Below are 19,626 nucleotides of genomic sequence, written 5' to 3'. Positions count from 1 at the left end.
CCTAGCTATTCGCAGGAAGCGACAAGACGCCCTTGGCTCCGAGCTCTCGGTTGATCGCGGCGACATTGCGCCAACGCGTTGTCATAGTCGGAGCTACTTCCTCCATCATCGACCTGCTTCTTGGGAGCAGCAGGATTTGATCTGGCTCGACCGATGATCTTTCCATCGCACCATATGTTACCCTGCTTATCGGTAATATCGCACGGCCGAGTAGTTGATCGGTTGGGCTTGTTCGGATTCGTCTCAAGAACCTCCGCGCTGAATTTGCCGTCTCGTCGCGCTGCTGCCGCCTGTTCGAGGTCTGCAGCCGTTGGCCCGCCTTCATCGATAGCCGGAGGATTTGTCGGGTCGAAACGCTGTCTATCTGCTTCCTGCCGTTGCCTATCCAGTGACTTTTTCACTTCCATTGCTGCCGACTGTTGTTGAGGCAAGAGCGCAGCGATGGCATCGCCAAACTTCTTTCGCTCTTCCTTCTTCATCTCAATCTCGGCCTGCCCAGCCTCCCACGCCACCCACGTCGCCACCGCGATGCCGATGGCGGCGAGCGGCGTGTCGATGTGGCCCTCGGCCTGCGCCTCGACGAGCTGGGTTACGATGTTCGCATAGGCGCCGGCAACCACGCTGTGCCCGCCGAATGGGAGGTCGTTGCCCATCGCCTCGACGCGCTGCGGTTCGTCGAGGACGGAAAGCGCGCGGTCGAGCTGCGACTGCGACCGGCGGGGATAAGTGGCGCTGTGGCGACCTTTCCCATCGGGCTGGTCGATGCTTACGCCGCCCATCCCGGCCATGAGCTGGTTCAGCGCCCGCTGCTGGATGCCGTTAACGCCAGCCGTGCCGCCCCGCGTCAGCGCTTCCGAGAGCGGCCAGGCGCCGCCGGGGACGCCCATTGCCGCCCTGACGCCGCTGGAGACGCCCTGCGGAACTTGTCGCCCGAAGGTGACGGCGTTCCCCGCCTCCTTTTCGGCGCGATCCTGCGCTTCGCGTCGCTTCTTCTCCGCCGCCTCTGTCATGCGCCAGGATTCATATATATTGATGCATTGCTCACGAAGCTGTTCCATTTCGTCCCGAAGGGTACAGGTCTGCTGATACACAGGCCGACAGACTTTCGGCCCCATATGTTCGCACGCGACAATCCATTGGGGTTGCTTGCTTGCCTCAGAGCACTGATCCGCTTGTTGCCTCAGCCCCTCCAGCCTGGATTGGAACGGATATGCAGGACTGTGCATGTTGCAGTCAGCAATGCTGCGAGGCTGAAGCCAGTCAGCAGCGGAAGGACCGGTGGCCGCCAAGAAAATGACCGTACCGAGGACCCTGCCGGAGAACCTGCTTCCCATCGCGGTCACTTCTCCCCTGTCATCTGCATGTGCCCGGCCCACCAAACCATCGTCGCACCAATGTATATGCTACATCCCACCACGTCTTTCACCCGTTCGGGTGATTGCCTCCGCACAAACCGCGCTCGATCATGTGGACGAGCAGCGAGGAGGGGCGATGAGCGATCTGGACTTCGGCTTTCTGTGCATTCATCTGGGCGGAGGCCTGGGCGCCATCGCGGCGGCGGCATGGCGCGCCGTGCCATGGCCGCAAGCCATCGTGCTGTCGATCCTGTTCATGGGGGCGAGTTCTCTGGCGCCCTGGCAACTGGGCTTCATCCCCGGCGCGCTGTGGGATGACCTTGCTGTCGGCATCGTGGTTGGTGCCATTGCCGCGCTCGCCGCCGGCCGCCTGCTGGCCGTGCCGTTGCGGTCGACGGCCGCGATCATGATCCTTTGCTGTCTGGGAATGGCGATCGGTGGCGTCTGGGCAAGCCGGATCGTATGATCGCTGGCAAATGGTCCGGCGTTTTGGAGTGTCGGAAACCGTTGAAGAGGGTTCAACTTGCAGAAGATCTACGATCGCTTCCTCATCCTGCTGCTCGTCACGATGCTGTTCATCGGGCCGGTGGTTCTGGTGATTTTCTCCTTTCCCCAGTTCACCCGGCGAGCCGTCAGAGAACTGGCACTGATGTTTGGATTGGCGTAGTCGGTCATTGCCGCAAGTATTGCCGAGCTCGAACGCAGCGCTCTGTGCCGGGTCGGCCGTGTCCTCCTCAGTGAACGATGGCGGGATAGTCGAAACACTCTCAAAGCCGCATTCATCGGATGCCTTTCCCGCCGAGATGTCTCGCGACAACGCATCCAATTTTCCCGAATCGCCTCTTTCACCGTGTGAGGCGGGTGGAAGAACGTGCAGGGTTCTGAACCGTCTTCGCACTGCCGCAATGTCGCGGCATGGATCCGGGCGAATCCATGTATCGGCGTGACGCTTGATCAGGCAGCCCGTCAGATCTGGTGGCCGACCAGCGCCAGGCCGAGCCCGACAAGGATCGAGCCGCAGGCCTTGGGCACGATCCAGCCGGTATTGCCCGATGCGACGCGGGCGAGGGTGACCGAGGCGATGCCGACGGCAGCGACGTCGGCTGCCGAGAACACCAGGTTGACGAACATGCCGAGCAGCAGGAACTGCAGCCACACCGGCAAGGCGGCTGCCGGATCGACGAATTGCGGCAGGAAGGTCAGGAAGAACAAGGCGGTCTTGGGATTGAGGATCTCGACGATGATGCTGTCGCGCAGGCTTTGTGACGCGAGACTGGGCGAGGCCAGGCTTTGTGACGCGGGGCTGGACGAGGCGGGGCTGGCGGCGTCGCCAGGCGACTTGTCCCAGCCCATGAACATCGAGAGGCCGAGCCAGACGAGATAGGCGGCACCGGCAAGCCTGATCGCCTCGAAAAGCATCGGCGCCTGCTCGATCAGCGAGGCCAGGCCGATGGCCGCGGCGAAGATGTGGACGTAGCAGCCGATATGGACGCCAAAGGCCGCCATCAGTCCGGCCCGGCGGCCGAGCGCCACCGTCTGTGCCGTCATGTAGAGGATTGCCGGTCCCGGCATGCAGGCAAAGGCGAGGGTCGCCAGGGCAAACGGCAACAACAGTTCCAGCGACGACATGCAGGCTCCTCCCCAATGATCCGATCGCCACATGACGCGATCGCCACATGACGCTGTGGAAGGGAGGAATAGGCTGGGCCATCAGGCGAAAACATACGGCATGTGGCGTATATCGACTGCCCGTCGCCTCGGCTAAATAGTTGATGGTTAAAGAGATATTGACGTGATGCCGGGCGCCGGCAGGGCGCTGCGCGGCAGCCTTCAGGCTGTGGGCAAACCCAGGCGAACCGCATAGGCGGTCAGTTCGGCGGCACTGTGGAGATTGAGCTTGCCCATCAGGTTTTCGCGGTGCTTGCGCACCGTCAGCGGGCTGATGCCGAGCCGTTCGGCGATTTCGCGCGCCGTCAGCCCCTGCGCCACCAGTGCGAGGATTTCGCGCTCGCGCCGGGTCAGCGGCACCGGCGACAGGATGTCGGGCACCGCGTGCTGCCTGCCGCTGCCGGACGCCTCGCCGACGGCGAAACGCACTGTGCGGGCAAGGTAGGTGCCGCCTTTCCTGATTGCCTCGATCGCCTCGCCGAGTTCCTCGGGGTCGCCGTCCTTGGTCAGGTAGCCGCTGGCGCCGGCCTCGACTGCGGCGCGCACCGTGCGCGGCTCGATATTGGCGGTCAGCACGATGATCTTCAGCCTGGGCACGAGTTCCCTGATGTCGGAGATGAACTGGATGCCGGCAACGCCGGGCATGCCGAGGTCGAGCAGCAGCAGGTCGGCGCGGGTCTTTGTGACCTGTTCCAGCAAGGCCTCGCCATCCGCGGCTTCCGCCACCACCGACATGTTGTCCATCGTCGAGATCAGCATCTTCAGCCCTTCGCGCACCAGCGCGTGGTCGTCGGCGAGGATGAAGGTGAGAGGGCGGTTCATGTGGTCACCATTCATGATGAAGCGATGCGAATCGGCATAACGCCAACTTATGGGAAATAAATTGTCGGTAGATCAACAGTCCCTGATGAGGAAAGCTTATGCGATCTTCATCCGGTACTTCGGGGGAATCGGATGCAGGAAGACAAGATACGCCAGGCTCTGGTCGAGCTGCTCTATCGCAATTCATATGGCGTGGTCATTTCCAACATCGTCATTTCGCTCGCCGCCGTCTACGTCTTGCGCAGCGGCATTTCCACGCCATGGCTGGCGGGATGGCTCGGCACGCTCTATGCGCTGACGGCGCTGCGCGTCCTTGCCTCCCGCCGCTTCTTCAGCCGGCCGCGCGATATCAGGACGATCATGCGCTGGGCCTGGCTGGCGGCCGCCTTCTCCTGGGTCTCGGGCCTGTTGTGGGGCATGTTCGGCTGGGTCGGCTTCCTGCCGGAAGCGCCGCTTCTTCTGTCCTTCACCGTGGTGGTGCTGACCGGGCTGGTCTGCGGCACGGTGCCGTCGCTTTCGGCCTTTCCGCCGGCGCTGATCGGCTCGATCCTGGCGACGGTGCTGCCGGTCGCCGCCCGCGTCATCACCAGCGGCAGCGCGATTTCGGCGGGCTTTCTGTTCCTGCTCGTCTCGCTCGTGGTGATCAATTTCTACTATTGCCGCATCACCTACCGCATGTTGCGCGAGACCATCAGCCTGCGCCTGGAAAATGAACGGCTCGTCGAGCATCTGCAGGAGGAGCGCGACCGGGCGCAAACCGCCGACCGCGCCAAGACCCGCTTCCTCGCCGCGGCGAGCCACGACCTGCGCCAGCCGATCCATGCGCTCAGCCTTTTGGTGTCGACGATTGCCGTGCTGGCCAAACGCGGCAACGTGCCGGCCGAGCAGGCGCGCGGCCTCGCCGGCCGGGCCAAGTCGATCATCGGCAATCTCAGCGGCCTGCTGAACGCGCTTCTCGACATCTCCAAGCTCGATGCCGGCATCGTCACGGTTGCCCGCGAAACCGTGTGCCTGCGCGAACTGTTCCGCGATTTCCGCGAGGAGTTCGCCACCGAGGCCAAGGAGCGTGGCCTGACATGGCGGGTGGTCGACAGCCATCTGCTGGTCGAAAGCGACCCGATGATGCTGAAGCGGGTGCTGACCAACCTGGTCACCAACGCCTTCCGCTACACCAGGCAGGGTGGCGTCGTGCTCGGCTGCCGCAAGCGCGCCGGGTTCGTCGAGATCCAGGTCTGGGATACGGGGCCCGGCATTCCAGACGACCAGCAGGCAATGATCTTCGAGGAATTCGTGCAATTGCAGAACCCGGCGCGCGATCGCACGCAAGGGCTCGGCCTCGGCCTCGCCATCGTCCGCCGCACCGCCGGCCTGCTGAAGCACCCGCTGAGGCTGGTATCCAGACCGGGGCGCGGTTCGATGTTTTCGATCACCGTGCCGGAAGTCCGCGCTGCGAAGGCGCCGGTGCCGCAGCGCGAGACGCGGACTGAAGCCCTGACCGGCGGCATCATCGTCGTCGAGGACGAGAGCGACATCCTCGAGGCGATGGAGCAGCTTTTGACCATCGAGGGCCACAGCGTCTATGCCGGACGCTCGGCGGCGGAGGCCCAGGCGGTGCATGCGGCCGCCGCCCTGCGCGGCGCGGCATCGGTCGACCTGATCATCTCGGACTACCGGCTGGCCCATGGCGCCACCGGGCTCGAAGCGATCCGCATGCTCAGTGCCTATCTCGGCCGCAGCGTGCCTTCGATCATCATCACCGGCGACACCTCGCCGTCACGGCTGAAGGAGGTGAGCGCCGGCGGCAGCCGCATCCTGCACAAGCCGATCTCGGAGGCCGAGCTCAGCCAGGCGATCCAGGCGGCGTGGGCCGACGGCGGGGCGGTGACGGCGGGGGAATGAGCCTGGCTGGCGGAGCGTGGGCTCTCCGCTTCGTCAATCCAGAGGCGACGTTCCTGTTGGCTCGAGACAGGCGTTGGAGAGACCGGCAACGCTTTGCGCATTCGTCATCCTAGGGCGGCGCAGGAAGCGTAGCGCATGGCGTAGACCCGGGGCCATGCCGTGAAGGTGAGGAATGTGGGGTGGGCAGAAGAAAGAGCACTTGTCCGCTCGCTTGAACACAGTTGCCATGCGGTGAGGGTGGTGGGTGGAAGAAGGAATGCGCGTCCTGCCCCGCTTGAGCCCGGCGGCAATTTCACGGCATGGATCCCAGGGTCTCCGCGACGGAGCTGCGCTCCTGCTTCGCCCTGGGATGACGAAATGGTGGGCTCCCGACATCACCACCCAAGCCCACGAAACAGCTCGTGCCATTCGGGATTGGTCTTCTCGATCAGCTCGACCTTCCACTGGCGTGGCCAGCGTTTGAGCGATTTCTCGCGCTGGATGGCGTCGCGGATGTCGAAGTGCTCCTCGTACCAGACGAGGCGATGTACGCCGTAACGCGCGGTGAAACGAGAGCCCTCGCTTGCCTTGTGTTCCGGCAGACGGCGCGCGAGATCGTTCGTCACGCCGATATAGATCGTGCCGCCCTTCTGGCTGGCGGTCATGTAGACATATCCGGTCATCGCGAGAGATTATTCGCGGCAGGGTTGCGCGCAAGGCCTGCCACATGGGCGCACGCCCCGCAGTTGAACCCCACCTGGCGACGGCCCACCCCTTCGTCATCCCAGGGTCGCCGCGTCGCTGCGCTCCTGCTTCGCCCTAGGATGACGAAGCGGAGAGGCCGCTCGCGGCAACCGGCTCACCACCTAAGCCCGCGACGACGCCCCCGCCCTTCGTCATCCTAGGGCGAAGCAGGAGCGAAGCTCCGTCGCGGCGACCCTAGGATCCATGCCGTGACCTCGCGGCCGGGCTCAAGCGGTCCAGAAGCCTCTCCTGCACCCGTCCCACATTCCTGGACCTCACGGCATGGATCCTAGGGTCAAGCCCTAGGATGACGAATTGGAGAGGCCGCTCGGCAGGCCAAGACCACCCAAGCCAGCGGCGTCCACGCCGTCCTGCGGCGGGGCAAGGCAAGGTCAAAAAACAATCCGGGCGCCGTCGGGTCTCGATGGTCGAGACCGCAACGGCGCCCGGTTGGCCTCAGGAGGCGATGGCGACGGTTCTGATGCGCGACGACAGCGCCCAGAACAACAGGAAGCTGCTGGTGACGGTTGCCGGCGCCGACAGCAGTTCGAGGTTGGGGATGGCGAGCAGGATGATGCCGATGGCCACCGCACCGAACCAGGCGACCATTCCGGGCGCGTAATAGGCCGGGAAATCGTCGTCGGGACGGGCGCTTTCCTCGCCGCTGCCGTCATGCTGTCCGCACATGATATAGGCCAGCGCCACGCCGACCCAGGCGACGACGAAGATGCCCTGATAGGCGAGTGCGACGAGCAGATACTGGAAGATGTCGGCCAGCATCACGACATAGACGATGACGCCGACAATGATCGCCCAGACATATTTCGGCATCTCCAGCTTGAACACCAGCCGGAAGAACGCCTGCATGTTGACTGTCGACAGGTAGAAGTTGGTGGTGTTGATGCGCGTCTGGCTGATCCAGACGAACAGCAGGCCGAGCGCGCCCATCATCACGATCAGCGCCTTGACGACCGACACTTCCGAGGTTGCGCCCTCGAGCGGGATCGTCTGCACCAGGAAGATGCCGACCAGGCCGTTGACGAAATAGGTCAGCGTGTAGAAGGGCAGGCCGAAATTGAACACGGCGTGGTAGGTCTCGTCCTCCTTCTTGCCGAAGCGGGCGAAGTCGAAGGTGCACATCATCATCCACCAGACGCCCATGAAGGCGATGAAGACGTTGATCCAGCCATAGGGCGGGGCGCCGCCATCAGGCGTCATGGTCAGCCAGGCGTTGGAATAGCCGTAATGCGAGATGGCATAGATCACCGTGCCCATCAGGCCGACAAGATAGAGCGGCAAAAGATAGCCGTTGAACTTGTCGAGCCAGTGCTGGACGCTGCCGAGGATCAGCGGCACGCTGTAGATGCAGACGATAAGCGCTGCGACCGCGAAGGTCAGGCCTTCGAAATAGTAGGTCGCCGCCGTGGCGATGACCGAGCCTTCGAACACGGCGTAATAGATGCTCGACACCGCATAGATGAAGGTGGCAATCGCCGAGCCGTAGCGGCCGAACAAGAGCCTTGAAAATAGCGACACCGACAGGCCGCTCCTGATCGCGTAGCGGGTGATGACCGCATTGATCGCCGAGTAGGAGATAACAGTCAGTATCAGGCCGATAATCGTATTGGCGGTGCCATAGATCTCGGCGAGCGTCGCCGAGATGATGAGAAAGAACATGGCGCTGCAGATCGCCCAGAAGGCCATCGTCAGATTGAGCTTGGGCATGCGGCCTTTGGGTGGGACGGGCCGTTGCGAATAGTCGAGTTCCCCTGCGACATCGAGACTTCCAGACATGGTTCATCTCCGAATTTTTGTTTTTTGGCAGATTCTTGATTCTTGATATGCGAACCCCGTTGGCGAAGAAGGCAGCAAGCCTGCTGGAGCCTGCTGCCTTCCCTTGATCAGGCGACCTTCAGGGTCGCGTTGGCGGCCTGGCCCGATGCCGTCCAGTAGGGAACCGTCCGCCGCTTCAGCATCTCGCGGAACTCGGCGGTGGTCTTGGCAAGAAGCTCGCCCGAGCCCCAGTCGACGATGACGCCGTATTGCCGGATCAGGTCGAGCATGTTGAGCTTCTTGTCGCGATAAAGGGCGGCGATCTTCTCGGCGTCCTCGTTGAGCCAGTCCTTGCGGTGGCTGGCGATGCGCGCCCGTTCGGCCAGCGTGGCGTTCTCGTCGATCCTGTATTGGTCGAGATCGAGATCGACGACATGGACGACGACGCCATAGTCCTTCTTCGCCCGCTCGACCGAGACATAACCTTCGACCACGTCGCTGAGCACGCTCTGGATATCGCGCTTGAGCGGATCGCCGAGGCCGCCGCCGCCGGCCGAGGGCCGCTGCACGGTGTCGCCCTGCTGCAAAGGCACGCCTGAAAACAGCGAGCCGAGATAACGCTCCTTGTCCTGGCCGGGATTGACCCAGACGCCGTGCGGGATCGACGGCAAGCCGCCCCACAGGCCCCAGGTGATCGAGCGCTCGCGGTCGCAGCAATAAGACACCACGGTGCGTTCGCAGGCGTAGAGCGTGCCGCCCTTCTGGACGCCGAGGCCGCCGCGGAATTCGCCGGGGCCGCCGGAATCGACCATCAGCTCGTGGCAGGTGGTGAGAACGGGCGACAGCCGCTCCTGGCCTTCGAAGGGCTGGGTGCCGAGCTGGACGCCGAACACCGGGCCGGTTGCCGCCCAGCCGTCACGGCCGTTGCGCGCGCCCCAGCCGCCGACCATCCAGTCGTACCACATGAAGTAGGGCTTGCCTTCGTGACGCGTGTCGCGGCCGCCGATCAGGAGATAGTCGAGGTTGAAGGTGCAGGCCATGGCGCGTTCCGGCAAGACCTCCGCCCAGAGCTCGAACACCGCGTTCATGATCTTTTCGAAGGGACCGGAGGCGAAGCCGGCGACCGGGGTCGGCCATTCGGCATTGACCACCGAGCCGAGCGGTCCGGCATCGACCGTCACCACCCGGTAGAAGCCGGAGTTCATCGGAATGTCGGGCGACTGCATCTTGGTGCCGGCGACGACGGCGGCGAAGGCGCCGCCATAGCAGCAGTTGAGGAACGAGCCGACCGTCTTGGGGTGGGAGCCGGTCAGGTCGTAATGGACGCGGTCGCCGTCGATGGTCATCTTGACCTTGATCGGCACCAGCCCTTCGCCCTCGTCGGGATCGACGTCGATATAGTCGATGGTCTCCCAGGTGCCGTCGGGCAGCTCGGAGATGCGCTGGCGCGTCATGTCCTCGACATAGTCCTGGACCTCGTTGAACGACTTCTTGATCGTCTCGACGCCATATTTGTCGCACAGGCGCTGGATCTCGCGCTCGGCCAGGCGGCAGGCTTCGGCCTGGGCCTGGAGGTCGCCGATGATGTCGCTGGGCGCACGCGTATTGTGGGCGATCAGCTCGGCGACGTCGGAGAGATAGACGCCCTTGCTGTAGACCCGGACCGGGGTGATGCGCAGGCCCTCGGCCATGTGGTCGAGCGCGTTGACGTTGAACGAGCCGGGCACGGCGCCGCCGACATCGGCCCAGTGGCCGTTGGCCTGGGCGAAGCCGAGCAGCTCGCCCTTGTAGAACATCGGCGCAAACAGGCGGGTGTCGTTGAAGTGGGTGCCGCCCTGGTAGACGTCGTTGATGACGAAGACGTCGCCCGGGTGCACGTCATGGCCGAACTTCTTGATCACCGCCTTGGCGGTCAGGTGCAGCGTGCCGACGTGAGCGGCGATGTCGCCGCTGCCTTGCATGATGGTGTCGCCGGTCGGATCGCACAGCGCCGAGGAGAAGTCGCGGGAGTAGATGACGAAGGAGTAGCAGGTGCGCAGGATCTGCTCCGCCATCTGGTCGACGATGTTGACATAGGCGTTCTTCAGGACCTCGAAGGTAACCGGATCGAGCGTGCGGCGATCTTTTCTAGGTGCCATTTCCAATCTCCAATTCAGAATTTGCGTGAGGGCTAAAGCTCGGTCGTTCAGGACTGCTGCGGGACGTGCATCCTGATGATCAGGTACTCGTCGACCTCGGCCTTGATCCCGGGCGGCACGACGATGGTCGAGTCGAGCTGGTCGATGATGGCGGGGCCGGCGACGACGGCGCCCGCATGCAGGGTCGAGCGGTCATAGACCGGGGTCTTGATGCGCTCCGGCGCTTCGTCGAAGCGGACCAGGCGTTCGCCGACGGGGGCGGGCAAGGGTGCTGTGCGCAGTTCGTGCCGGGCAAGCTCCGCCTTGCGGTTGAGGCCGGTGGCCTTGACCTGGATGCGGCACACTTCGACAGGGGCATCGGGCCGCGAATAATTGTGCTCGCGGCCATGCTCCTCGTGGAACTGGCGGACCGCCTCGTCGAGATTTTCGATGTCGGCGCTGACCGGGATCGACATCGAGCGCCACTGGCCGAGATAACGCATGTCGATGTAGCGCTGGAACAGCATCTGCTCGGGCGAGATATCCTCGCTCAGCAGGCGGTCGTGGCCGTCTTCTTCGAGCAGGCGGAAGGCGCTGTTGAGCTCGGCCATGTCGATGTCGCTGACCGTGTCGGTGTACATCTGGGTGATGTCGTGGGTGATGTCGACGAGCAGGCAGCCCATGGCCGAGGTGACGCCGGGATTTGGCGGGATCAAAACGACGGGGATGTAGAGGTCGCGGGCGAGTGCCACGCCATGCAGGGCACCGGCGCCGCCGAAGGCGACCAATGCGAAGTCGCGCGGATCGTAGCCCTTGCGCAGCGACACCAGCCGCACCGCATCCGCCATGTTGGCGTTGGCGACCTTCAGGATCGACAGTGCCGCCTGTTCCGCATCCATGCCGAACGGTTCGGCGATGACGCGGTTGATGGCGCTTTCGGCCAGCTTGACGTCGAGTTCGACCCTGCCGCCGGCGAGCTTGGTGCCGAGGCGGCCGAGATAGACATTGGCGTCGCAGTTGGTCGGCTCGGTGCCGCCCTGGTTGTAGCACACCGGTCCCGGCGTCGAGCCGGCCGATTGTGGTCCGTTGCGAAGCGCGCCGGCCGCGTCGCGCCAGGCCAGCGAGCCGCCGCCGGCGCCGATGGTCAGCACCTCGATGCTGGGGAAGCGGATCGGATAGCCATATTCGACATGCCAGTCATTGGTGACGTGGAGATGGCCGTCGGAGCACAGGCTGATGTCGGTGCTGGTGCCGCCCATGTCGAGGCTGATCGAGTTCTTGTAGCCGGCAAGCTCGGAGATGAAGCGGCTGGCAATGGCACCCGCAGCGATGCCCGATGCCGCCAGACGCGCGGCAAATTTGGTGGCGCCCTTGGCGGTCATGACGCCGCCGCCGGAATGCAGCAAAAGCACGTCGCCGGCATAACCGCCGTCCTGCATGCGGCTTTCGAGCTCGGCGCCATACTGGCCGGCGACCGGTCCGAGCACGGTGTTGGCGACCGTGGTGTTGAAGCGTTCATGCTCGAAGATCTCGGGCATGATGTCGCTCGACAGCGAGATCGACACGCCGGGCAGTTCCTCGAGCAGGATGTCGCGCATGCGCTGCTCGTTTGCGGGATTGACGAAGGAATTGACGAAGCAGATGGCGACGTTGTTGACGTTGCGTTTTTTGATGACGCGGGCGAGCTCGCGCGCCTCGGCTTCATTGACGCCTTCGATGACCTTGCCCGAATAGTCGATGCGCTCCGTCACCACCAGGCGGTCGCGGCGCGGCAGATAGGGCGGGGCCATTTCCTTGTAGGTGTCCCAGAGATCGTCACGCGTGCCGCGGCGGATTTCGATGACGTCGCGAAAGCCCTTGGTCGTGACCATGATGGCCGGCGGGAAGCGGCGGGTGATCAGCGCATTGGTGGCAAGCGTCGTGCCATGCGAGAACAGGATGATGTCGCGCAGCGCGACGCCGCCCGCCTCGATGCCCTTGAGCACGCCGTCGATCGGGTCCGGCGTGGTCGGCGTCTTGGCGACATGGATCTTGCCGGAAGCCTCGTTCAGGATGCACACATCGGTGAATGTGCCGCCCACATCGCAGGCCACACGCACCGCAGTGCCAAATGTCTCTACCTTGTTCACGTCCAGTTCCTCCTCAGGCTGATTGGTGTTGTCGTGCTTCCGCCGGGCGGGGCCGTTTTGGCACAGCTCCGCACGTCTGGAATCCTTGCGGAATCCCAGGGAATTCGGGGTGCGAGCGAGGTCAGTCGCTCGAAGCGGCAATGGGTATCGTCAGCGTCGTTGCTGTCTGCGCAGCCGAAGAGACGGGGCGCGCAGCGCACTGGTGGTAAAACGCAAAAAGGCTCCGGCGGAGATGAACCGCGGGAGCCTTTTTGCTCTGGTCTCAGCCCGCAGCGTCGCAGGCCTGATGTCGATGATCATCCGCAACTTCCCGATTTCTGTCAACCGGGATTTCGTCCGATCGGCGCAACATCAGGCAAAGCAACGTGTCTGGCGGTTTGTCGGCTCGCCTGCGAGCGTCGGACAGGCTTTGCCGGAACAGGGCAGTTGCCTGATATCGTTTGCCCAGGCGCAAGCGAGTTGACGGGGCAGGGCGCTTGAGGCACAGTTTACGCAAGGACAGCGATGTCCCGATCAGTCGAGCAAAGGCGCTTGCTGCGGTAACCCGCGCTGGGCGCTTTTTTTGTGTCGAGTTCGCGGATGAACAATCTGACGGAGTTGGCAATCGATGGCGACAAGAACCGAGGAGCCGATGAAGGTCGGCGTGTTGTTCTCTGAGACCGGCGTCACTTCGGTGATGGAACGCAGCATGCTGAATGCGACGCTGTTTGCCATCGACGAGGTCAATGAAGCAGGCGGCATCGACGGCCGTGAGCTTGTTGCCGTCCATTACGATCCGGGCTGCGATGCGGTTGCCTATCACCACCTCGCCAACCGCCTGCTTGTCGAGGACGGCGTCCGGATCATCTTCGGCTGCTACATGTCGAGCACGCGCAAGGCGGTGCTGAAGGCGGTCGAGCACCGCAACGGGCTGCTCTGTTATCCCGCGCAATATGAGGGCTTCGAATATTCGCGCAACGCCATCTATTGCGGTGCCGCCCCCAACCAGAACAGCGTCCAGCTCGGCGAGCATCTGCTCAACCATGTCGGCCAGCGCTTCTACATGGTCGGCTCCGACTATATCTGGCCGCGCGAGTCCGACCGCATCATGAACGAGATGCTGCTGAGGCATGGCGGCGAGGTGGCGGGCCGCGGCTATCTCAAGCTCGACGCCCGGCGCTCGGCCTACAAGCCGCTGATAGCAGACATCAAGCGCAAGCAGCCTGATGTGATCTTCTGCAATTTCGTCGGCGAAAGCATCGTCCATTTCTACCAGGCCTTCGCCGAAGCCGGCCTCGATGCCAGGGCGATGCCGATCGCCAGCCTGACCACCAGCGAAACCGACATCCAGGCGATGGGCATCGACGTCGGCGCCGGCCACATCACCTCGGCCAGCTATTTCCAGTCGGTCGGCGGGCTTGAGAACGAACGCTGCGTCGAGCGCTACAAGAAGAGGTTCGGCAGCGATGCGGTGACCAACATGTGCTGGGAGGCGGCCTATTTCCAGGTCCATGTCGTGGCCAATGCGCTGCGCAAGACAGGCACCGACGATGTCGAGACGCTCAGGCCGGCCATCCTCGGTTCGGAATTCGACGCCCCGCAAGGGCGCATCCGCATCGACCCCGACAATGCGCATACCTATGTGTGGCCGCGGGTGGCACGGGCGCGCGAGGACGGCCAGTTCGAGATCCTGTCGAGATCGGCAACGGCCATCCGCCCCGATCCCTATCTCGCCAGCTACAATCCCGAGGAATGGGGGGAGCGCCTGGCCATGCATTCCTTATGACCCGTGCTGGGAGGCAAGGGACTTCAGCGATGACCCTGTGCCGAGGGGCATGGGGACAAGAAACCGCCCGACATCAGGGCAAACGACACCCTGGGCAAGCGTTGTTGCCGACGACATTGCCGTAATGAGGACCAATGGTATCACGTAGCCCCCACGTGGCGCCGCATGACGGATCAGCGCCGATCCAGATCAAGGACATACGCTCGCTGCGTGTGCTTCTGCTGCAGCCCAAGAGCAGCGAGGGCGAGGAGCTTTGGCAGCACCTCAACCGCATCGGCTGCCAGGTCCAGACCAACTGGCCGCCGCCGGCGGAAATTCCTGCCAATATCGACGTGGTGTTCGCCTTCATCCGCCCGCTCGTCGAAGGCGGCATCAGCTGGAACTGGAACGCCGACGACCCGCCGGCGGTGCTGATCGCCATCGTCGACTATGAGAACCCGATCATCGTCGAGAAGGTGCTGCGGCTCAGGGCGCAGGCGGTGATCGGCCTGCCGCTCAGGACTTTTGGAATCCTCGCCAACATCCTTCTGAGCGTCAACAACCACCGCCGCGAAGAGCGGCTGCGCATCCGCGTCGAGCGGCTCTCCGCCAAGCTCAAGGCGCATCGCGACATCGACAAGGCCAAGGAAATCCTGATGGCCACCAACAAGGTGTCGGAGCAGGTTGCCTACGAGACCTTGCGCGAGCAGGCGATGAACAAGCGCACCACCATCGAGGCGATCGCGCTTGCCATCATCAATGCCAGCGACGCGCTCAAGCTGCCGGTGAAGGAGGCCGTTGCCTAGGCATCCGGGAGAGGGGCCGATGCGCTCCTCGGTCACTCCCGGTCGGCCTGACATGCCGGCGGCCCGGGCCTGTGGCGCATCGAATGCCGGCGCGCCGCCGTCGCGCCGCGCTTGAGGCGTTTCGCCATTCGGCCCGAGCCCGCGTGGCCCGTGACGCATGCAGTGCCGGCGCGCCGGAGCCCCCTCGACGTGTCCGCCCCGAGTCCCAGAGATCCACCCCGGGATGCCCCCCGGATTCCCATTGACATGACCGCCTAAATCCCTGACGCTTCACCTTATCGCCCCCGCACCGATGCGGGCCGATGGCAGAGCAAAAAAGCTCCCGCGGGTCACCCCGCCGGGAGCTTTTTGCGTTCTGGACGCAATCAGGCGGGCCGCCTTGGGCCGTCGCGGAGGTCCGCAGACCACTGACGTCGCGCCGGCGTGCAAACGGGTGCCGGAATTAGGGGGCGGATTTCGGGTCGGCCGTCGCGACCGGCGGTCGTTGCGATAGGGCGACAGACGCCGGCGAAAGATGCCGGTGACAGATGCCGGTGAAGGATGCCGGCGAAAGATGCCGGCAACAGGGGGCCGACGAGGCCGGCGACATGGTCATTTCAGGAGGTGGCGCGCATGACTATTTCAGGCCTCGACTTCGGCGGAGGCGACATGGCCGACGCGGCTTTGGCGTTGACCCAGGACCCGCACGCCCTGCGCGGCGCTGCCGGCAACCGGCTCGAAATGGCGATCGGCCGCGAGGTCAGGGCCTGCAGGCGAAGGCATGGCATGACCATCATCGAGCTGGCACGGGCCGCCGGCCTGTCGCTCGGCATGATGTCGAAGATCGAAAACGGCATCATCTCGGCGTCGCTGACCACGCTGCACCAGCTGTCGCGCGCCCTGGCCGTGCCGCTGAGCGTCTTGCTGAAACCGTCCGAGGAACTGCGCGACGCCAGGTTCGTGAAGGCCGGCTTGCCAACCGAGCGCTGCGGCACGCGCGCCGGTCATCGCCCGCTCGGCTATGTCGTCCCCGATGCTGCAGGTGTGTCGGTCGACCCCTGTCTCGTTTTCCTGACCGATGACGCCGACCGCCCCGCCTTGCGCCAGCATGCCGGCACGACATTCATCTATCTGCTGGAAGGCGAGATGGTCTGGCGCCACGGCATGGAACTTTACCGCATGGCCCCTGATGACAGCCTGTTCTTCGACGCAGCCGCCCCGCACGGCCCCGATCAGCTGCTGACGCTGCCGGTCCGATACGTCTCGGTCGCGTCATGCCGGCCGGCCAGAACGGGCTGAGCGAGGGCCGGGCGCATTCCATTGCCCACGATTCGCCTGGGCATGGCTGAGGCGCGAGGATGAGGGACCTGGGGCGGAAGCAGGAGAGCTTTCTGGACCGCTTGAACACAGTTGCCATGCCGTGACCTTGCCGCCGGGCTCAAGCGGTTGAGAACCAGTGCTCTTTCTGCACCCGCAGCACCGCACGGCCCCGAGCAATTGCCTGAGTTGACGGTGCGTTTCCTTTCGGTCGCGTCATGCCGGAAGGCAGGGACGGGCTGAGCGCTGGCCGATGTCGGCCGTTCCATCGCGCGCGATTCGCCTGCGCATGGCCGTGGCGTGATGCGCAAGGCCGTTGCCAGCGCACGCCAGATGCCATGGGCGGACAGATCGATGTCCTGGGAAAAGCTGTCGCGGGGAGAAAATGGTCGGAGTGGAGAGATTCGAACTCCCGACCCTCTGGTCCCAAACCAGATGCGCTACCAGACTGCGCTACACTCCGAAATCACATTTCGACGCCGTGCCTAGTGGCTTCCGCTCGACATGGCAAGGGCAAAAAAGCGGAAACCGGCTTTCGCCTTGCAGCATTGGCGATTGCGCAGTAAATGACGGGCGCATCTGGATGTCCGCGCTCGCTGCGGACTCACGAATGAGGGAATTAATGTCCGCGCGAATTTTCAGCCCTGCCAAGACCGCCATGCAGTCGGGCAAAGCCAAGACCGGGCACTGGGTGCTCGAATTCGACGCCGAGAAGCCGAAGAAGATCGACCCGCTGATGGGCTACACCAGCTCCGGCGACATGATGAGCCAGATCCGGCTGACCTTCGAGACCCGCGAAGAAGCTGTCGCCTACGCCGAGAAGGAAGGCATCGCCTTCCGCGTGCAGGAGCCGAAGGAAGCCAAGCGCCGGCAGATTTCCTACTCCGACAATTTCCGTTATGACCGCAGGACGCCCTGGACGCACTGACGTCCACGATCACGCCGGCCCCGCCGGCCAGCGGTCCCGTAGCTCAGCTGGATAGAGCACCGGCCTTCTAAGCCGATGGTCACAGGTTCGAATCCTGTCGGGATCGCCAATATTTTCAATGTGTTAGCCTATCATAGACCGCCAGAAGGCAAGGATTCCTGCCGGTTTACATAGCGTTTGCCGAAAATGTTCGTCATGGGTTCTTCTCCATGCGGAGAATGACGGCATCGCTCGACTGTGCGGTTTTCGACGCTCGCGCCAAGATCGATGGCGACCCGGCCATTCTCAAAGAAATGATCTCTAGCGCCGCAGGACACAATGCCCCGCCGCCGTAAGGTCGCGGGGCTTTCGCGTTTTGGCGAGACACCGCTCAACCGCATCGACGAGATCCTGTTCTGTCTTGATGCCTTAGTCGGCGTATAGCCGCTGCTGCGTGCTGCTCACGATCGTCGCCGGGTTCATTTCCTCTGGGCGAATGGCGGTTCGCCAGATGTCGCCCTACTATTTTGATGGCTTCGCCCGCTTTCCCTCATCGACCTTTTTTCCCCCGGTTTCCTTTTTCGGTGTCGCCGTCTGAAGATGCTTGGAAGCTTCGGTCCCCTTTTTCGAGAGCGAGTCCTTGCCGCCTGCCTTGGTCGTGGCCATTGCATTTGCTCCGGGTGAGAGAGAGGTTCGGCTTTGGAACGTTGGCACCCACCGCAAGTTCCAACGGACAGCGGTTTTTGTCTCGGCGAGTCTGCGGAACCGAAACCGATCTATCGAATTGTGAGGATAACCCGGTTCGAGGCGGGTGACGTGGTGAACCCTTTCAACCACGTTGAGGGCAAAGGCCTGCCGAGGCAAAGCGGCGGGCCTTTGTCTCTGTGGACACGCTCCAAGCAACTCACGCTAGGCGTCTGATCCGGCCCTTATCGATACGAAATACACCATCTGCACCGCCCTGGCGTTCAAAGTCGGTTTGCAACTCATCCCACATACCAAGATGTCGGCCACAATCCTCACACGAGATCGGGGAATCCGGCTGCACATCGTCAGGAATGCGCAGGCGAATGGTGCCGCAGTAAGGACATTCGAGTTTGTGATTGAGGTACTGAGCGTCGCCCATGGTCAGATCCTCCCGCTATGCCTAAATCGTATTCAGGCGAGGACGTTCAGGCGAGGACGGATTTCAAGGGGCAAGGATTGCGAAAGCGGCCCGCTTGGTTGTTGCCAAGTCGGGCCGCCCGCATTGCGTGGTGGGGTGGGCATGGTTGCGGGCAACAGCCCAAGGGATGAGGGCGACCTAGCCAATGTGCGGTGCCGGCGTGCATTAGATCTTGGCATTCCGACCGGTTGGCTTTGATGTCTTTTTGCTGTCAGGCCGATGCCGCGGTCCGCACAAAAAGAAACCCCGGCGCTGAGCCGGGGTCAAAGAGCATGGATCAGTCCAAACTTCAAAACTTGTATGAGAGACCGACACGGACAGCATGGAACTGCGGGTCGTGATCATAGGTAAAGCCTGGGAAAGCGACCGCCGACAAATTGGAAACGCTTCCGAAGTCGGTATACCGATATTCCAAGCGGGTGGTGATGTTGTCGGTAACGGCATACTCAATGCCTGCGCCGGCCGTCCAACCGACTTTCGTCTCGTCAAACGATTCAAACGTCGTGTTGGCGCTGACGTAGGTATATTCGAGGTTGGCAAAAGCGGCGCCAACAGTGCCATAGACCAACAGACGCTCCATCGGAACGAAACCAAGTCGGCCACGAATGGACGCCTGCCAATTCATATCGAAGTCAGTGCCATTGCCGTTGTCGAGGCGGTATCCGCCATCGACAGCGGCGAACTCGAAATCGCCCTCGATACCGTAGACCACCTGTCCTGACTGCCAGTTGTAACCGGCGTGGACACCCCCAATAAAGCCATCGCTGTCGAGGTCTTCATCGAAACCAGTGGCGACGCCACCGAAGAACTCTTCGGTGTGGTCTCTACCCCACTGCCAACCGGCTTGAATACCGACATATCCACCCGTCCAGACAAAGCCCGCTGGGACGATAGGAGCAGGCTCTTCGACCACGACATCTGCCGCGTTAGCAGATCCGGCGATTGCCAAAAGAAAGGTAGTCGCGACAAGGAAGTTTTTCATCCAGGTACCCCCTCCAGTTAAGAGTTGCCTCAAGCATTACGTGGCGGAACTAATTTAGCAAACACAATCTACTTCGGGGCCTAACCTTTGGCGCTCCCTAGTTGCAATGCTGCAACTCATTTGGCTCGCTGAGGCAAAGCAGGGATGCGGCCAGCAATGGATTAGAAAATGGCGCGCCCGCCCGTTGCCGGAGGGTGGAATGAAGCGGGCGCCAGGCTCGGTTGCCGTCGGCGCCAGCGT

Annotated in this window: 18 protein-coding genes and 2 tRNA genes; 9 read left to right on the top strand and 11 right to left on the bottom strand. The window is 63.1% G+C overall.

Annotated elements, in window-relative coordinates:
• Positions 1–5 precede the first annotated feature (5 nt).
• Positions 6–1,058 (bottom strand): hypothetical protein, encoded by a 1,053-nt coding sequence (locus HNQ95_RS23285; RefSeq protein WP_182575315.1) that lies wholly within the window; start codon positions 1,056–1,058, stop codon positions 6–8.
• Positions 1,059–1,491: 433 nt separating this feature from the next.
• Here HNQ95_RS23285 and HNQ95_RS23280 point away from each other — a divergent pair, with 433 nt between their 5' ends.
• On the top strand, positions 1,492–1,821 hold the full coding sequence (locus HNQ95_RS23280) for a hypothetical protein (RefSeq protein WP_182575316.1): 330 nt from the start codon (positions 1,492–1,494) through the stop codon (positions 1,819–1,821).
• Positions 1,822–1,878: 57 nt separating this feature from the next.
• Complete coding sequence (locus HNQ95_RS23275; protein ID WP_182575317.1) at positions 1,879–2,022, top strand: hypothetical protein; 144 nt, start codon at positions 1,879–1,881, stop codon at positions 2,020–2,022.
• A 299-nt stretch (positions 2,023–2,321) separates the two neighbouring features.
• On the opposite strand, the gene HNQ95_RS23270 is transcribed toward HNQ95_RS23275, so the two are convergent.
• Together HNQ95_RS23270 and HNQ95_RS23265 are read right to left on the bottom strand one after the other, a co-directional pair.
• On the bottom strand, positions 2,322–2,984 hold the full coding sequence (locus HNQ95_RS23270) for a LysE family translocator (RefSeq protein WP_182575318.1): 663 nt from the start codon (positions 2,982–2,984) through the stop codon (positions 2,322–2,324).
• Positions 2,985–3,185: 201 nt separating this feature from the next.
• A complete protein-coding gene (locus HNQ95_RS23265; RefSeq protein ID WP_182575319.1) occupies positions 3,186–3,845 on the bottom strand; it encodes a response regulator in 660 nt (219 codons plus the stop codon).
• A gap of 132 nt (positions 3,846–3,977) precedes the next feature.
• On the opposite strand from HNQ95_RS23265, the gene HNQ95_RS23260 reads away from it, so the two are divergent.
• Positions 3,978–5,744: an ATP-binding protein gene (locus HNQ95_RS23260; RefSeq protein ID WP_182575320.1), complete on the top strand. Its 1,767-nt coding sequence runs from the start codon at positions 3,978–3,980 to the stop codon at positions 5,742–5,744.
• Between the two features lie 374 nt (positions 5,745–6,118).
• On the opposite strand, the gene HNQ95_RS23255 is transcribed toward HNQ95_RS23260, so the two are convergent.
• The 4 genes from HNQ95_RS23255 to HNQ95_RS23240 form a co-directional block, all read right to left on the bottom strand.
• Complete coding sequence (locus HNQ95_RS23255; RefSeq protein WP_067963896.1) at positions 6,119–6,406, bottom strand: GIY-YIG nuclease family protein; 288 nt, start codon at positions 6,404–6,406, stop codon at positions 6,119–6,121.
• Between the two features lie 517 nt (positions 6,407–6,923).
• Positions 6,924–8,261: a purine-cytosine permease family protein gene (locus HNQ95_RS23250; RefSeq protein WP_067963906.1), complete on the bottom strand. Its 1,338-nt coding sequence runs from the start codon at positions 8,259–8,261 to the stop codon at positions 6,924–6,926.
• Between the two features lie 107 nt (positions 8,262–8,368).
• Positions 8,369–10,378, bottom strand: coding sequence for a hydantoinase B/oxoprolinase family protein (locus tag HNQ95_RS23245; RefSeq protein WP_182575321.1), 2,010 nt, complete (start codon positions 10,376–10,378; stop codon positions 8,369–8,371).
• Between the two features lie 47 nt (positions 10,379–10,425).
• The gene (locus HNQ95_RS23240) at positions 10,426–12,486 is read right to left on the bottom strand and encodes a hydantoinase/oxoprolinase family protein (RefSeq protein ID WP_182575322.1); all 2,061 of its coding nucleotides are present in this window, start codon (positions 12,484–12,486) and stop codon (positions 10,426–10,428) included.
• A 202-nt stretch (positions 12,487–12,688) separates the two neighbouring features.
• Here HNQ95_RS23240 and HNQ95_RS23235 point away from each other — a divergent pair, with 202 nt between their 5' ends.
• The 4 genes from HNQ95_RS23235 (at position 12,689) to HNQ95_RS23220 (ending at position 16,314) form a co-directional block, all read left to right on the top strand.
• Complete coding sequence (locus HNQ95_RS23235) at positions 12,689–12,949, top strand: hypothetical protein (protein ID WP_154385147.1); 261 nt, start codon at positions 12,689–12,691, stop codon at positions 12,947–12,949.
• Between the two features lie 144 nt (positions 12,950–13,093).
• Entirely contained in the window at positions 13,094–14,251 is a 1,158-nt protein-coding gene (locus HNQ95_RS23230; protein ID WP_067963900.1) for a transporter substrate-binding domain-containing protein, read from the top strand.
• Between the two features lie 134 nt (positions 14,252–14,385).
• Positions 14,386–15,036, top strand: a complete 651-nt coding sequence (locus HNQ95_RS23225; RefSeq protein WP_083948635.1) for an ANTAR domain-containing response regulator — start codon at positions 14,386–14,388, stop codon at positions 15,034–15,036.
• Between the two features lie 612 nt (positions 15,037–15,648).
• A complete protein-coding gene (locus HNQ95_RS23220) occupies positions 15,649–16,314 on the top strand; it encodes a helix-turn-helix domain-containing protein (RefSeq protein ID WP_182575323.1) in 666 nt (221 codons plus the stop codon).
• Between the two features lie 404 nt (positions 16,315–16,718).
• Here HNQ95_RS23220 and HNQ95_RS23215 read toward each other — a convergent pair.
• Positions 16,719–16,795: transfer RNA gene (locus HNQ95_RS23215), tRNA-Pro, on the bottom strand.
• A 159-nt stretch (positions 16,796–16,954) separates the two neighbouring features.
• On the opposite strand from HNQ95_RS23215, the gene HNQ95_RS23210 reads away from it, so the two are divergent.
• Together HNQ95_RS23210 and HNQ95_RS23205 are read left to right on the top strand one after the other, a co-directional pair.
• Positions 16,955–17,260 (top strand): ETC complex I subunit, encoded by a 306-nt coding sequence (locus HNQ95_RS23210; protein WP_067963894.1) that lies wholly within the window; start codon positions 16,955–16,957, stop codon positions 17,258–17,260.
• A 32-nt stretch (positions 17,261–17,292) separates the two neighbouring features.
• Positions 17,293–17,369, top strand: a tRNA-Arg gene (locus tag HNQ95_RS23205).
• Between the two features lie 392 nt (positions 17,370–17,761).
• Here HNQ95_RS23205 and HNQ95_RS23200 read toward each other — a convergent pair.
• The 3 genes from HNQ95_RS23200 to HNQ95_RS23190 all read right to left on the bottom strand — a co-directional run bounded on the left by HNQ95_RS23200 (position 17,762) and on the right by HNQ95_RS23190 (position 19,386).
• The gene (locus tag HNQ95_RS23200; protein WP_182575324.1) at positions 17,762–17,905 is read right to left on the bottom strand and encodes a hypothetical protein; all 144 of its coding nucleotides are present in this window, start codon (positions 17,903–17,905) and stop codon (positions 17,762–17,764) included.
• A gap of 238 nt (positions 17,906–18,143) precedes the next feature.
• Positions 18,144–18,365 (bottom strand): hypothetical protein, encoded by a 222-nt coding sequence (locus HNQ95_RS23195; RefSeq protein ID WP_182575325.1) that lies wholly within the window; start codon positions 18,363–18,365, stop codon positions 18,144–18,146.
• Positions 18,366–18,693: 328 nt separating this feature from the next.
• On the bottom strand, positions 18,694–19,386 hold the full coding sequence (locus HNQ95_RS23190) for an outer membrane protein (protein ID WP_154385152.1): 693 nt from the start codon (positions 19,384–19,386) through the stop codon (positions 18,694–18,696).
• Positions 19,387–19,626 lie beyond the last annotated feature (240 nt).

Origin of the sequence: Aminobacter ciceronei (assembly GCF_014138625.1) — a bacterium.
Lineage (GTDB): Bacteria > Pseudomonadota > Alphaproteobacteria > Rhizobiales > Rhizobiaceae > Aminobacter > Aminobacter ciceronei.
This window is presented reverse-complemented; position numbering and strand designations above follow the sequence as displayed.